Below are 13132 nucleotides of genomic sequence, written 5' to 3' on the forward strand. Positions count from 1 at the left end.
ATACTCCTTCGTTCTTCTGCGTTCGCGGGTGCGAGGGTGCGGATGCGGTCAGCGGGTGCCGACGGTGCGGATGGTGCGAGAGGGCGTGTCGTTCTGCTCGGCGGCGGGAGCGTCGTCGAGAGCGACCACATCGGCGTCGCGCCACGAGACGAACACGCGATCGCCGTGGTCGTTGTGCGCGTGCCCGCCGATGTTCTGCTGCAGGATCGCGACCCGCGGACCCTGGTCGAGGTCGACGACCAGCCGCACTCCCGAGCCCAGGTAGATCGCCTCGGCGACCACCCCGGCGGCGGAGCGGAACCCGGGTTCTGCGGCGGGTGCGGGCCCGACCAGGAGCTTCTCGGGGCGGAGGGAGTTGTGTCCTCGACGCCCGAGCACGAGTTCGCTGGTGACGTCGTCGAACAGGTTCGAGGTGCCCACGAAGTCGGCGACGAAGCGGGAGACCGGCCGCTCGTACAGCTCGAAGGGGGTGCCGAGCTGCTCGATCCGTCCCGCGCTGAAGACCGCGATGCGATCGGACAGGGTGAGCGCTTCCTCCTGGTCGTGCGTGACGAAGATGAACGTGATGCCGAGATCCCGCTGGATCTGCTTGAGCTCGACCTGCATCTGCTCGCGCAGCTTCAGGTCCAGCGCGCCCAGCGGCTCGTCCAGGAGCAGCACCTTCGGCTCGACCACGGTGGCGCGGGCGAGCGCCACTCGCTGGCGCTGTCCTCCCGACAGCTGGCTCGGCTTCCGGTCGGCCACGTGCTCGAGCCGCACGCTCGCCAGCGCCTTCCGAGCGCGCTCGCGGCGCTCCCGCTTGCCGACCCCGCGCACGCGCAGCCCGTACGCCACGTTCTCGAGCACGGTCATGTGCGGGAACAGTGCGTAGTCCTGGAAGACCGTGTTCACGTCGCGGTCGAACGGCGCCTTGCGCGTCACATCCTCGCCGAACAGCTCGACCGTCCCGGAGGTGGGCTGCTCGAAGCCGGCGATGAGGCGGAGCACGGTGGTCTTGCCGGATCCGGACGGCCCGAGCATGGAGAAGAACTCTCCTTCGGCGATCTCCAGATCCACGCCGTCGACGGCGGTCACGGATCCGAAGGCGCGGGTGAGTCCGCTGAGTCTGATCGCGACGGGCTTGCCGGTCATCACATCCCCTTCGATGCGAGGACGAATCCTCTGCTAGTAGATGTTTGGAATCATATGAGAACAGAGGATTTTGTCAACACTCGTGTTACGGTCGTCTCACGGCCTCGAGAGGAGAGCGGCGGTGGCACAGGTGTCGGCGGGAGTGGATCCGGCGAGATCCGCCGTGTTCGCGCCGCTGACGGACCTCGGTCGGGCGGAGCTCGTGGAGCGCCGCCTGCAGGACGCGATCACCTCGGGCGTGCTGCACGACGGCGAGCGACTTCCCAGCGAATCGCAGCTCGGCCGCCGGCTCGGCGTCGCCGTCGTGACCGTGCGGGAGGCGCTCGAGGCGCTGCGCGACGCCGGACTCATCCAGACCCGTCGTGGACGTGACGGCGGCAGCTTCGTCACGTTCGACCCCGACACCGCGCGTCGCTTCACCGACGAGCGGATCCGCGCGCTGAGCAGGGTCGAGCTCCGCGACGCGTCCACGCACTACTCGGCGATCGCGGGCATGGCCGCGGAGCTCGCCGCCGACCGGGCGGGCGAGGAGGACGTGCGCGGGCTGCGCGAACTCGTGGACAACGAGGATCTGTCGAGCGCGGGCGGAGCGCGGCGGGCCGTCGCGCGATTCCAGCTCGAGGTCGCCGCCCTCAGCCAGTCGCCGCGGCTGGTGCGGGAGGAGCTGCGCCTGCAGGCCGAGATCGGCTCGCTGATCTGGCTCGGCCTGCGCGAGGCGGACAACCGCGCCCGCAGCCGCGCAGCGAGGAGCGCGGAGCTGGACGCCATCGCAACCGCCGACACGGAGGCGGCGCGGGCCATGGCCATACGGCGGATCGCCGGAGGTGTCGAATGGCTCCTGGACGAGAAGACCCGGCTGGAGGCGGCGGAGCCCGCCGACCAGTCCGTGCCGTCGCTGCACTGACGGATTCCCCATACACAGAAGGAGCGGGAGATGACCGGCACCGTCGCCGAGCATGATGAGCGCATCGCCGCGCGGATCGAGGGCACGTTCGCCCCGCTGTTCGCGCTCGTGGACACGTGGCGCAGTGCTGTCGAGGAGGAGTTCCGCTCCTTCGCCGCGCAGGGCGCCGCGCCCACGGCGGCGGCCCTGGACCCGTTCATGGACGCGCTGGCACAGCCGGCGCTGAGCACGCCCGGTGGACTCGTCACCGGATCCGGCTTCGTCGCGACGCCCGGGGTCCTGGCCGATGCGCCCTGGCATCTGGCGTGGTGGCTGCGCGAGATCCACGGACTGGACCGGGGAGACCGCGGCAGCGTGCGCCGCCTGGACACGGTGGACGACCCGGAGTCCGATCAGTTCCGGGACTACCGGCAGTTGGAGTGGTGGAAGGTGCCGGAGCGCACCGGCGGAAGGCACGTCACCGGTCCCTACGTCGACTACCTCTGCACCGACGATTACACGGTGACCGTGACGGCGCCCGTCGGACACGAGGGCCGGATGGTGGGCGTCGTCGGCATCGACGTGCACGTGTCCCGGCTCGAACGCGTCATCCTCCCGATCCTGCGCGACGCTCCGGGGACGGGCACGGTCGTGAACGGATCCGGTCGCGTCGTCGCCTCGAACGACTCGCACCGGGTCACCGGCACACTGCTGCGCGGGCACGACGTGCAGCGGGCGCTGGGGGCCGTGCGCGACGAGGGCGCGCTCAGCGCCGCGTCCGGAGGCACCAGGGCGGTGCGCTGCGGCGACACGACGTTCGCGCTGGTGGTCGAGGACTGAGTCCGCGCAGCGGCGCCCGCGAGGCGCCGGCCGCTCCGCCGCGCGACGGGGCGGGCGGTGGCCGCTGGCTAGACTGGGCGGGTGTCTGAAATCACCCCCGATCTTGTACGCCATCTCGGCGTGCTCGCGCGCATCCAGCTCACCGACGACGAGGTGACGCAGCTGACCGGTCAGCTCGACGCCATCGTCGACAACATCGCCAAGGTGTCCGAGGTCGCGACGCCCGACGTGGTCGCCACGAGCCACCCCATCCCGATGCACAACGTGTTCCGCGAGGACGTCGTGGGCCAGACCCTGACCACCGCGCAGGCGCTGCAGAACGCGCCCGACTACGACGGCGACCGCTTCCGCGTGACGGCGATCCTGGGGGAGGAGCAGTGAGCGAGATCATCCGCTGGACCGCCGCAGAGCTCGGCGCCAAGCTGGCTGCGGGCGAGCTGTCGAGCGTCGAGGCGACGCAGGCGCACCTGGACCGCATCGCCGCCGTCGACGGCGACGTGCACGCCTTCCTGCACGTGAACGAGCACGCGCTCGACGCCGCCGCCGAGGTCGACCACCGTCGTGCCGCCGGTGAGGAGCTCGGCGAGCTCGCCGGCGTGCCGCTCGCCATCAAGGACGTGCTCGTCACCACCGACCAGCCCTCCACGAGCGGCTCTCGGATCCTCGAGGGATACCGTTCGCCGTTCGACGCGACCGTCGTCGCCCGCGCCCGCGCGGCGGGCCTGATCGGCATCGGCAAGACGAACATGGACGAGTTCGCGATGGGCTCCTCCACCGAGCACTCGGCGTACGGCCCCACGCACAACCCCTGGGATCTGGATCGCATCCCCGGCGGCTCCGGCGGCGGTTCGGCCGCGGCCGTGGCGGCGTTCGAGGCTCCGATCGCGCTCGGCTCCGACACCGGCGGCTCGATCCGCCAGCCCGCGCACGTGACCGGCACGGTCGGGATCAAGCCCACCTACGGCGGGGTGAGCCGCTACGGCGCCATCGCCCTCGCCTCGAGCCTGGACCAGGTGGGCCCCGTCTCCCGCACGGTGCTCGACTCGGCGCTGCTGCACGACGTGATCGGCGGCCACGACCCCCAGGACTCCACGTCGCTGCCCGACGCCTGGCCGTCGTTCGCCGCGGCCGCGCGCGAGGGGGCGACCGGGGAGGTCCTGAAGGGCCTCAAGGTCGGCGTGATCCGCGAGCTTCCCGACTCCGGCTTCCAGCCCGGCGTCGCGAGCTCGTTCCACGCCGCGCTCGAGCGCATGCAGCAGCAGGGTGCGGAGATCGTGGACATCTCGGCCCCGCACTTCGAGTACGGCGTCGCCGCCTACTACCTGATCCTCCCCGCCGAGGCGTCCAGCAACCTGGCGAAGTTCGACTCCGTGCGCTTCGGCCTGCGGGTCACGCCCGACGGCGGCGGCACGGTCGAGGACGTGATGTCGCTCACCCGGGAGGTCGGCTTCGGCCCCGAGGTGAAGCGCCGGATCATCCTCGGCACCTACGCGCTGTCGGCCGGCTACTACGACGCCTACTACGGCAGTGCGCAGAAGGTGCGCACGCTCATCCAGCGCGACTTCGACGCCGCCTTCGGGCAGGTCGACGTGATCGCCACGCCGACCGCGCCGACCACGGCGTTCAAGCTCGGCGAGCGTGTCGGCGACCCGCTGCAGATGTACCTGAACGACCTCACCACCATCCCGGCCAACCTCGCCGGCGTCCCCGGGATCTCCATCCCGTCGGGTCTCGCGGAGGAGGACGGCCTTCCCGTGGGCATCCAGTTCCTCGCGCCGGCGCGCGAGGACGCCCGCCTGTACCGCGTGGGCGCCGCACTCGAGGCCCTGCTCGTCGACGCGTGGGGCGGGCCGCTGCTCGACCGCGCACCTGTGCTCGCTGAGAAGCCCGTGCTGGGAGGAACCCGCTGATGTCCGCCGTGAAGCTGATGGATTACGACAAGGCGCTCGAGCTCTTCGAGCCCGTGCTCGGCTTCGAGGTGCACGTCGAGCTGAACACCGAGACCAAGATGTTCTCGGATGCGCCGAACCCCGCGAATGCGCGCAACCACGACGCCGAGCCGAACACGCTCATCGCTCCGGTGGACCTGGGCCTTCCCGGATCCCTGCCGGTCGTGAACGAGACGGCCGTGCGCTCCTCGATCAGCCTGGGCCTGGCGCTGGGCTGCTCGATCGCCGAGTCGTGCCGGTTCGCGCGGAAGAACTACTTCTACCCGGACCTCGGCAAGAACTACCAGATCTCGCAGTACGACGAGCCGATCGCGTTCGAGGGGTCCGTCGAGGTCGAGCTGGAGGACGGCACGCTCGTGACCATCCCGATCGAGCGGGCGCACATGGAGGAGGACGCCGGAAAGCTCACCCACATGGGCGGATCCACCGGACGGATCCAGGGCGCCGAGTACTCGCTCGTCGACTACAACCGCGCGGGCGTGCCCCTCGTGGAGATCGTGACCAAGCCCGTCTTCGGCGCCGAGCACCGCGCTCCGGAGATCGCGAAGGCGTATGTCGCGACCATCCGTGACATCGTGCGCGGGCTCGGCATCTCGGAGGCGCGCCTCGAGCGCGGCAACCTGCGCTGCGACGCGAACGTGTCGCTGCGTCCTCGCGGGCAGGAGAAGCTCGGCACGCGCACCGAGACGAAGAACGTCAACTCGATGCGCTCGGTCGAACGCGCCGTGCGCTACGAGATCCAGCGCCAGGCGGCGATCCTCGCCGAGGGCGGGACGATCACGCAGGAGACGCGGCACTGGCACGAGGACACCGGATCCACCTCGCCGGGACGTCCGAAGTCGGACGCCGACGACTACCGCTACTTCCCGGAGCCCGACCTGCTGCCGGTGCAGCCGCCGCGCGAGCTGGTCGAGGAGCTGCGCGCCGCGCTGCCCGAGCAGCCGGTGGCGCGTCGTCGCCGGCTCAAGGCGGAGTGGGGGTTCGGCGACATCGAGTTCCAGGGCGTGGTGAACGCCGGTCTGCTCGACGAGGTCGAGGCGACGATCGCCGCGGGCACGACCGCCGACGCCGCGCGGAAGTGGTGGACCGGTGAGATCAGCCGCATCGCCAACGAGCGCGAGGTCGACGCGGCATCGCTGGTCAGCGCGGAGAACGTCGCGGCTCTGCAGAAGCTCGTCGATGCCGGAACGCTGACAGACAAGCTCGCCCGCCAGGTGCTGGAAGGCGTCATCGCCGGCGAGGGCTCGCCGCAGCAGGTCGTGGACGCGCGCGGCCTGGCCGTGGTCTCCGACGACGGCGCGCTCATCGCCGCGATCGACGAGGCCCTGGCCGCGCAGCCGGACGTGCTCGCCAAGATCAAGGACGGCAAGGTGCAGGCCGCCGGTGCGGTGATCGGCGCCGTGATGAAGGCGATGAAGGGTCAGGCCGACGCCGCCCGGGTGCGCGAGCTCATCCTGGAGCGCGCCGCCCAGTAGGCGCTGCGGAGGCCGCAGGCATGATGTCGGCGGCCTCCGCGAGAATGGGGTCATGGGAAGAGGCGACGGATCCGGGCGGATCGTCTCGGCCCCCGGTGCCGACGACGCCGGCACGGGGATCCTTCATGTCGACATGGACGCGTTCTACGCGGCCGTCGAGGTGCTGCACGATCCTTCGCTGCGCGGACTGCCGCTGATCATCGGGTCTCCGGACGGGCGTTCGGTGGTCTCCAGCGCGTCGTACGAGGCGCGTCGGTACGGCGTCCGCTCGGCGATGCCGGTGTCGCAGGCCGTCCGGCTGTGCCCGACCGCGCGGATCGTGCCGCCCGACTTCACGAAGTACCGGGACGTCTCGCAGAGGGTCATGGCGATCTTCGAGCAGATCACACCCCTGGTCGAGCCGCTGTCGATCGACGAGGCTTTTCTCGACGTGCGCGGCGTGCGCCGGCTGTGGGGCGGCCCCGGCACCATCGGCGCGATGATCCGCCGCCGGGTGCAGGACGAGGTCGGGATCACCTGCAGCGTCGGCGTGGCGGCGACCAAGCACGTCGCCAAGATGGCGTCCACGATGGCGAAGCCGGACGGCCTGCTCATCGTCGCCGAGCCCGACACTCTCGAGTTCCTCGCCACCAAGCCCGTGCGCGCCATGTGGGGCGTCGGCCCGAAGACGGCGGAGACGCTGGAATCACGCGGCATCCGGCTGATCCGCGACATCCTGGCGACGCCCGCGTCGGCGCTCGAGCGCGCGGTCGGTCCCGCGCTCGCGCAGCGGCTGCAGGAGCTCGCCGCAGGCCGTGACCCGCGCGGCGTCGAGACCAGCCGCGTGGAGAAGAGCGTGGGGCACGAGGAGACCTTCGACGTCGACGTCTCCGACCGCGAGGCGCTGCGGTCGGAGCTGCTGCGGCTGGCGGATCGCGTCGCCGCCCGCCTGCGCCGCGCGGGCTGGGAGGCGGGGACTGTGGCGATCAAGGTGCGCTTCTCCGACTTCACCACGATCAGCCGCTCCCAGACGCTGCCCGAGCCGACGTCGGTGGGACAGCGCATCGGCGAGGTCGCGCGCACGCTGTTCGACGCGATCGACCGCCGCGACCCGGTGCGTCTCGTCGGCGTGCGTGCGGAGCGCCTGACCGACGCCGGGGGAGCGCTCGGGCTCTGGGACGACGACGCCGAGTGGCGACGCGTGGAGGACGCCCTGGACAGCGCACAGGCGCGCTTCGGATCCGGCACCGTCACGCGCGCCCGGCATCTCGGCGCCCGACCCGGCCGCGGCTCGGCACCGCACCCCCGCGCGCACGGGCTCGACTGACGGTCCCGCGGGTCCGTGACTGGGGCGGTGGTCGTCGCGGCCGCGGTGAGTTAGCGTGGACGCATGCCGCACATCGCACTCGAGCTGGGCAAGAACTCCGCGTCCTTCGGCGTCAAGAGCGCCTACGGCGAACCGCAGGAGGTGGATGGCGCGCAGTTCACCCCCGTGGCGCTGACGATCTCCGGCTTCGGAGGCGGATCCGGAGGCGCTGAGGGCACCGCCGAGGGCGAAGGCGGCGGTGGAGGCGGAATCGCGATTCCGCTGGGTGTCTACGTGCGGCGCGAGGAAGGTCTGCGGTTCGAGCCGAACTTCGTCTCGCTGCTGGCGGTGGCGGTGCCCTTCGTGTGGGTCACCGGCCGCGCGATCTCCCGCGTCATCCGTGCCCTCAAGAAGTGACGATCCGGTCGCACGCGCGCTGAGCGAGGCGGTCGCCCGCGTCGCCGATGCGGTGCGCGCCGTGCAGGCGTCCAACCCGGTCGTGCTCATCGACGGGCGCAGCGGCGCCGGCAAGTCCACGCTGGCGCGGCTGCTCGCCGAGCACTGGCCGCTGCGCACGGATCCGCAGCTCATCGCCCTGGACTCGATCTATCCGGGCTGGGACGGCATGGACGCCGGCGTCGAGCGGGCCTACGAGCAGATCCTGCGCCCGCACGGCCGCGACCTCGTCGGCACCTGGCAGCGCTACGACTGGGAGGCCGGCGAGTACGCGGAGAGCTATGCGGTGGATCCGGCGCGCGGGGTGATTCTGGAAGGGTGCGGGGGGCTCACGCCCCGCACGGCGCGGGTGGCCGACGTCCGGGTGTGGGTGCAGTCTCCCGAGGCCAGCCGCAAGCGGCGGGCGCTCGATCGCGACGGCGACCTCTTCCGTCCGCACTGGGATCGCTGGGCGCTGCAGGAGGTCGTCCACCTGCGCCGAGACGACCCCATCGGTCACGCGACGCTGGTGGTCTCGGTCCCGTAGCGGACGACTCAGCCTTCGGGTGCGCTCTCGTCCAGCGCGTCCGCCGCCTCGACGAGCAGGTCGAGGCGATACCCCAGCCACTCGTACACCCCGAGCCGGGGATCCTCCGGGTCCGGCGCGGGATCCTCCTCGATCCCCAGGCGCGAGGCGATGACGAGCCTCAGGGCGGCGAGCGTGCGCAGCCACGCGTCGACGTCGGCGGCGCGGACGGCGAGATCCGCCGGCACCGGGTTCGCGTCGTCGTGCGCGACGCGGAGGGCGTCGCGCACGACGCGCGCGTCGGCGGCGCGGCGATCCAGGAGGTCGGCGCTCGTGGCGTCGGCGAACTCCGCGGACGCGTCGGGGTCCTGGGGGTAGACGGACGGGGTCAGGCGGTCCAGGGCCGCGTCCTCGCCGATCTCGGTGTCGCGCAGCAGGTCGAGGAATTGGTCCACGAGGTTCGCGAGCTGCTGCGCCTCGATCGCCTGCATCGGCACGCGGAGCACGGGGTCGGTCACGTCGCTCACTCTCCGGCCCGGCGCACGGTGGCCCACAGGCCGTAGTCGTGCATCGCCTGCGCGTGCACCTCCATGGTCTCGCGCGGCCCGGTGGCCACGACGGCGTGCCCTTCGTTGTGCACCGCCAGCATGAGTCGGGTGGCGCGATCCTTCGGGTAGCCGAAGTAGGTGCGGAACACCCGCACCACGTAGCTCATGAGGTTGACGGGGTCGTCCCACACGACGAGCTCCCAGGGCACGGCCGGAGCGGCCTGCAGATCGATGCTCTCGTCGACATCCGGCGTGGTCAGCGGCGTGCTCATGCCCACCCCATCTCGTGCAACTGGGCGTCGTCGATGCCGTAGTAGTGGGCGATCTCGTGCACGAGCGTGGTGTGCACCTCGGCGCGGAGCTGCCGCTCGTCGGAGCACTGCGCGAGATGCGGCTCGCGGTACACGATGATCCGGTCCGGCAGCTCGCCCATGCCGTAGTTGCCGCGTTCGGTCACGGCGAGACCGTCGTACAGGCCGAGCAAGTCGAGCGAGCCGTCGTCGGGGCGGTCCTGGACGACGAAGACGAGGTTCTCCAGGCCGTCGACCATGTCGTCCGGGAGGCGGTCGAGTTCGTCGGTGACGAGTTCCTCGAACGCGTCCGGATCCATCGTCATCCCGCCGTGCACGTCGATCGTCATGTGCACCCGTCGGCCCAGGTCGTCCAGGCCGAGACGGCGCTCGGCGTCCACGAGATCGCGGTAGAAGGGCAGGTCGGGGGAGTCGGCCTCCACGAAGCCCAGTGATGCGTAGAACGGTGCATTCCAGGGCACGTCGGCGAAGGTGCGCAGGGTGACGCTGTGGTGCCCGCGTTCGGCCGCCTCATCCAGAGCGGCCTCGACCAGCCCGCGTCCGTGCCCCCGGCGGGCGTACGCGGGAAGCACGGAGACCTGCTCCAGGTGGGCGATGCTGTCGTCCTCGAGGACGTGAGCGAAACCCACGGCGGGGCCGTCCTCCTCCTCGGCCGCGACGAGGAGGAACCCGCGTTCCGCGGCGCGGTCGGCACCCGACGGCGCAGCGTGTCCGAGCGCCGTTCCGAAGCGCTCCGCGAAGACGGCGTCGGCCTCCTCCTCGATACGGGAGAGCTCTGCGAGGTCGGCGTCGGTCGCGGTGCGCACGAAGGAGGCCATGTCTCGATGCTAGCCGCCGGATCCGGACCGGCGGCGCGGATCGCAGTCTTCGCGGACGCAGCCCGGTCGATGAGAAGAGGCCCGGATCCATGCGGATCCGGGCCTCTTGCTGGGGTGGCTAACGGGGCTTGAACCCGCGACCCCCGCGACCACAACGCGGTGCTCTACCAACTGAGCTATAGCCACCATGTGCCTGCCGGAGCGGGCAACCTGACCAGTGTATTACAGGTTCGGACCGAACTTTGACACGACGGCGTCGGAGAGCGCCTGAGCCTCTTCACTGGTGAGTCCGGGCAGTTCCACGAACACCGCCTGGCGGTAGTACTCGAGCTCGCGGATCGACTCCAGGATGTCGGCGAGCGCGCGGTGGCCGCCGTCTTTCGCCGGCGCGTGGAAGAAGACTCGCGGATACCAGCGGCGCGACAGCTCCTTGATGCTGGAGACGTCGACGTTGCGATAGTGCAGGTACTGGTCGACCTCGGGCATGTACTTGGCGAGGAACATGCGGTCGGTGCCGATCGTGTTGCCGGCCAGGGGCGCTTTGCGCTCCTGCGGCACGAACCGGCGGATGTACTCCAGGGTCTGCGCCTGCGCCTCGGCGAGTGTGACGCCGGTGGGGATCTCCTCGTACAGCCCCGAGGTGCGATGCATGTTCGTGACGAACTCGCTCATCTGACTCAGCGCATTGTCGCTCGCGCGGATGACGACCTGGAACCCCGGGTCCACCAGGCGCAGCTCGAAATCGGTGATCACGACGGCGATCTCGACGAGCTCATCGACCGAGAGATCGAGCCCTGTCATCTCGCAGTCGATCCAGACCAGCCGATCGTTCTCGGACGAAGAAACCATGCGGCCATCCTACTGAGCGGCGCCGACGCGCTAGCCTGGAGGAGCGCCTCCGTAGCTCAGCGGAAGAGCAGCGGCCTTCTAATCCGCTGGTCGCAGGTTCGAATCCTGCCGGGGGCACTGGCTTCTCGAAAGCTCACTCGGCGCGGCGTCGCCGAATGCGCGCGGCGATCACGTCGACGATGAGCCAGCGCACGGCTGCGGCCGTGGTGAGGGCCCAGATCACGGAGCCGAGCACGTCGGTGGGGAAGTGCAGGCCGTCGCTGACGACGGCGAGACCGATGATCACCGTGGCGACCACGCCCAGGACCACCGGCAGCCAGGCGAACCGGGTCCCTCGCAAAAGGAACCAGAACGCGATCGCGAGGGCGACGACGTACGCCGTGTGGCCGCTGGGGAAGGAACCATCCGTCTGCAGCGGCGTGAACGGGTGTGTGAGCAGAGTCGCGTCGGGCCGCGGACGGTCGACGAGGACTTTGACCGCCGCGACGGGCAGCCACGTGAACGCCACGGTGAGACCGAACAGGATCGCCGTGCGCAGAGATCGCGACACCGCCCAGACCAGACCGGCGATGACCAAGGTGATCACGACGGCGGGCACCGGCTCGATCCCGCGGTAGACGGCGGTGCCGACCGTGCCCCACCATCCGGTGTGCGTCCGGTTCAGGGCGACGACGAGACCCTGATCCGCCTGCGTCGCCTTCATCACGAATCCCAGGATGACGACAGCGATTGCACCGACGACGGCGGTCGCCACGTCCGCGAGCGGCCGGGAGGACGCGCGCTCGATTCCTGTGCGCGTCGCGTGCTGAGCGTTGTGCGCCTGGGCCATCGACGATCCTCATCCCTTGCAGCGGCGCAGAGGCCGGCGTACGGCGCGCCGATCGACGCGCCGAAGATCCATGTTCGCCGAGTCCTGCTAAGGATTCGCCAAGAACCGGCCGTCGCGTGGTGAGGACCGGCCGTCGACGACGGACGGGGCGGTGCGAGGGACGAGGCGCGGTGCTAGAACCGGAGAGCCGCCACGGCGTCGTCGGCACTCCAGAAGTCGCCGACGATGCGGAACACCCCGGATGGCAGGTGGAGCCGCTCAGCGCGGTATCGCAGACCGAGGTCGTGAGGCACGATGCGCAGGTGACCCCGGATCGTCCCGCGGGTGTCGACGACGCGCCAGAGTCGTTCACCGGCGGGCTGCAGGGTCTCTACGGCGCGGTTGAGAACGGGCGTCGCCCAGCGGATGGTGGGTGCGGGGGTGGTGTTCGTGGTCATGGCTCCTCCTTCACCTTCGAACATAAGGACGGCCACCGACATTCGTTCCGGGCAGCTCGGCCCGTGCACATGAGGGCGCGCGGAAGTCCCTACACTGTGCTGGTGACCGTGACTGTGTGGCTCTCGCTGGTGGTGGCGTGCCTCGTGATCAGCCTCACGCCCGGGGCCGGTGCCATCAACACGATGACCAACTCCCTGAACGAGGGATGGCGGCGTTCGATCTGGGGCATCGCGGGTCAGCAGCTCGCGCTCGTGGTCCACGTCGCGATCGTCGCCGCGGGCGTCGGCCTGCTCGTCGCGCGTGTCCCGTGGCTGTTCGAGACCATCCGCTATGTCGGTGCGGCGTATCTGGTCTACCTCGGGATCCGGCTGATCACGGCGTGCATTCCCGATGCGGTCGAGGAACAGGACCTGGAGAGATCGCCCGAGGGCCGGTGGCCGATGCTGCGTCGCGGGTTCTGGGTGAACCTGCTCAATCCGAAGGCGATCGTCTTCTTCCTGGCCTTCGTCCCGCAGTTCATCCGCCTCGACCGCGACCCGTGGCCGCAGTACCTGATCCTCATCGGGACGACCGTCGCGATCGATGTGATCGTGATGTGGTTCGTCTTCGCCGCGACCGCCCGCAGCTTCCGCAGGCTGACCGCCAGCCGCCGCGGCCAACGCACGCTGAACGTCGTGTTCGGCACGCTGTTCATCGCGGTCGCGGCGCTGCTGCTCTTCGTGCACTGATCGAGTGCGGTCTCGCGCCGCGCGGCGTTGGTCCTGCACCGCCGAGATGCGCAACGTGTTCTGCACCGGTTGCGGGAACGCGCCGCG

At 70.5% G+C, this 13132-nt stretch carries 16 protein-coding genes, 2 tRNA genes and 1 pseudogene; 10 read left to right on the top strand and 9 right to left on the bottom strand.

The features are described 5' to 3' along the window. Positions 1-48: 48 nt before the first annotated feature. Positions 49-1131, bottom strand: a complete 1083-nt coding sequence (locus ACYQ1L_RS07780; protein WP_460003643.1) for an ABC transporter ATP-binding protein — start codon at positions 1129-1131, stop codon at positions 49-51. Positions 1132-1252: 121 nt separating this feature from the next. Between ACYQ1L_RS07780 and ACYQ1L_RS07785 the strand changes: the two genes are divergently transcribed. The 8 genes from ACYQ1L_RS07785 to ACYQ1L_RS07820 all read left to right on the top strand — a co-directional run bounded on the left by ACYQ1L_RS07785 (position 1253) and on the right by ACYQ1L_RS07820 (position 8545). Then, positions 1253-2035: a FadR/GntR family transcriptional regulator gene (locus ACYQ1L_RS07785; RefSeq protein ID WP_460003644.1), complete on the top strand. Its 783-nt coding sequence runs from the start codon at positions 1253-1255 to the stop codon at positions 2033-2035. Positions 2036-2065: 30 nt separating this feature from the next. Then, the gene (locus ACYQ1L_RS07790) at positions 2066-2854 is read left to right on the top strand and encodes a cache domain-containing protein (RefSeq protein ID WP_460003645.1); all 789 of its coding nucleotides are present in this window, start codon (positions 2066-2068) and stop codon (positions 2852-2854) included. A gap of 81 nt (positions 2855-2935) precedes the next feature. Then, positions 2936-3235, top strand: coding sequence for an Asp-tRNA(Asn)/Glu-tRNA(Gln) amidotransferase subunit GatC (gene gatC / locus ACYQ1L_RS07795; protein WP_159576188.1), 300 nt, complete (start codon positions 2936-2938; stop codon positions 3233-3235). Further along, positions 3232-4764 (top strand): Asp-tRNA(Asn)/Glu-tRNA(Gln) amidotransferase subunit GatA, encoded by a 1533-nt coding sequence (gene gatA, locus ACYQ1L_RS07800; protein ID WP_460003646.1) that lies wholly within the window; start codon positions 3232-3234, stop codon positions 4762-4764. Before gatC ends, gatA begins: the two co-directional genes overlap by 4 nt. After that, positions 4764-6278 carry an Asp-tRNA(Asn)/Glu-tRNA(Gln) amidotransferase subunit GatB gene (gene gatB, locus ACYQ1L_RS07805; protein WP_460003647.1) on the top strand — a complete coding sequence of 505 codons (1515 nt, stop codon included), beginning with the start codon at positions 4764-4766 and terminating at the stop codon, positions 6276-6278. The genes gatA and gatB overlap by 1 nt, the downstream gene beginning before the upstream one ends. A gap of 52 nt (positions 6279-6330) precedes the next feature. Beyond that, the gene (gene dinB, locus ACYQ1L_RS07810) at positions 6331-7584 is read left to right on the top strand and encodes a DNA polymerase IV (RefSeq protein ID WP_460003648.1); all 1254 of its coding nucleotides are present in this window, start codon (positions 6331-6333) and stop codon (positions 7582-7584) included. Between the two features lie 63 nt (positions 7585-7647). Continuing rightward, complete coding sequence (locus ACYQ1L_RS07815; protein ID WP_460003649.1) at positions 7648-7980, top strand: hypothetical protein; 333 nt, start codon at positions 7648-7650, stop codon at positions 7978-7980. Then, positions 7964-8545 carry a nucleoside/nucleotide kinase family protein gene (locus tag ACYQ1L_RS07820; RefSeq protein ID WP_460003650.1) on the top strand — a complete coding sequence of 194 codons (582 nt, stop codon included), beginning with the start codon at positions 7964-7966 and terminating at the stop codon, positions 8543-8545. Before ACYQ1L_RS07815 ends, ACYQ1L_RS07820 begins: the two co-directional genes overlap by 17 nt. Positions 8546-8553: 8 nt before the next feature. Here ACYQ1L_RS07820 and ACYQ1L_RS07825 read toward each other — a convergent pair whose 3' ends face one another. From ACYQ1L_RS07825 to orn, 6 genes and pseudogenes are all read right to left on the bottom strand, one after another. Next, positions 8554-9042: a DUF2017 family protein gene (locus ACYQ1L_RS07825; RefSeq protein ID WP_460003651.1), complete on the bottom strand. Its 489-nt coding sequence runs from the start codon at positions 9040-9042 to the stop codon at positions 8554-8556. Positions 9043-9047: 5 nt separating this feature from the next. Continuing rightward, a complete protein-coding gene (gene clpS, locus ACYQ1L_RS07830) occupies positions 9048-9344 on the bottom strand; it encodes an ATP-dependent Clp protease adapter ClpS (protein WP_159576182.1) in 297 nt (98 codons plus the stop codon). Beyond that, positions 9341-9688: a metallopeptidase family protein gene (locus ACYQ1L_RS07835; RefSeq protein WP_460005780.1), complete on the bottom strand. Its 348-nt coding sequence runs from the start codon at positions 9686-9688 to the stop codon at positions 9341-9343. Before ACYQ1L_RS07835 ends, clpS begins: the two co-directional genes overlap by 4 nt. 114 nt (positions 9689-9802) lie before the next feature. Continuing rightward, positions 9803-10201, bottom strand: a pseudogene (locus ACYQ1L_RS07840) (GNAT family N-acetyltransferase); the annotation flags it as partial. 110 nt (positions 10202-10311) lie between these two features. Then, positions 10312-10387: transfer RNA gene (locus tag ACYQ1L_RS07845), tRNA-His, on the bottom strand. Between the two features lie 36 nt (positions 10388-10423). Further along, a complete protein-coding gene (gene orn / locus ACYQ1L_RS07850; RefSeq protein ID WP_460003652.1) occupies positions 10424-11050 on the bottom strand; it encodes an oligoribonuclease in 627 nt (208 codons plus the stop codon). Positions 11051-11095: 45 nt separating this feature from the next. On the opposite strand from orn, the gene ACYQ1L_RS07855 reads away from it, so the two are divergent. Then, positions 11096-11167, top strand: a tRNA-Arg gene (locus ACYQ1L_RS07855). A gap of 16 nt (positions 11168-11183) precedes the next feature. On the opposite strand, the gene ACYQ1L_RS07860 is transcribed toward ACYQ1L_RS07855, so the two are convergent. Both ACYQ1L_RS07860 and ACYQ1L_RS07865 read right to left on the bottom strand, forming a co-directional pair. Further along, complete coding sequence (locus tag ACYQ1L_RS07860) at positions 11184-11879, bottom strand: phosphatase PAP2 family protein (RefSeq protein ID WP_460003653.1); 696 nt, start codon at positions 11877-11879, stop codon at positions 11184-11186. A 173-nt stretch (positions 11880-12052) separates the two neighbouring features. Beyond that, positions 12053-12316 carry a hypothetical protein gene (locus tag ACYQ1L_RS07865; protein WP_460003654.1) on the bottom strand — a complete coding sequence of 88 codons (264 nt, stop codon included), beginning with the start codon at positions 12314-12316 and terminating at the stop codon, positions 12053-12055. A 102-nt stretch (positions 12317-12418) separates the two neighbouring features. On the opposite strand from ACYQ1L_RS07865, the gene ACYQ1L_RS07870 reads away from it, so the two are divergent. Next, on the top strand, positions 12419-13045 hold the full coding sequence (locus ACYQ1L_RS07870; protein ID WP_460003655.1) for a LysE family translocator: 627 nt from the start codon (positions 12419-12421) through the stop codon (positions 13043-13045). Positions 13046-13132 lie beyond the last annotated feature (87 nt).

The sequence above is a fragment of the Microbacterium xylanilyticum genome (genome assembly GCF_054654695.1).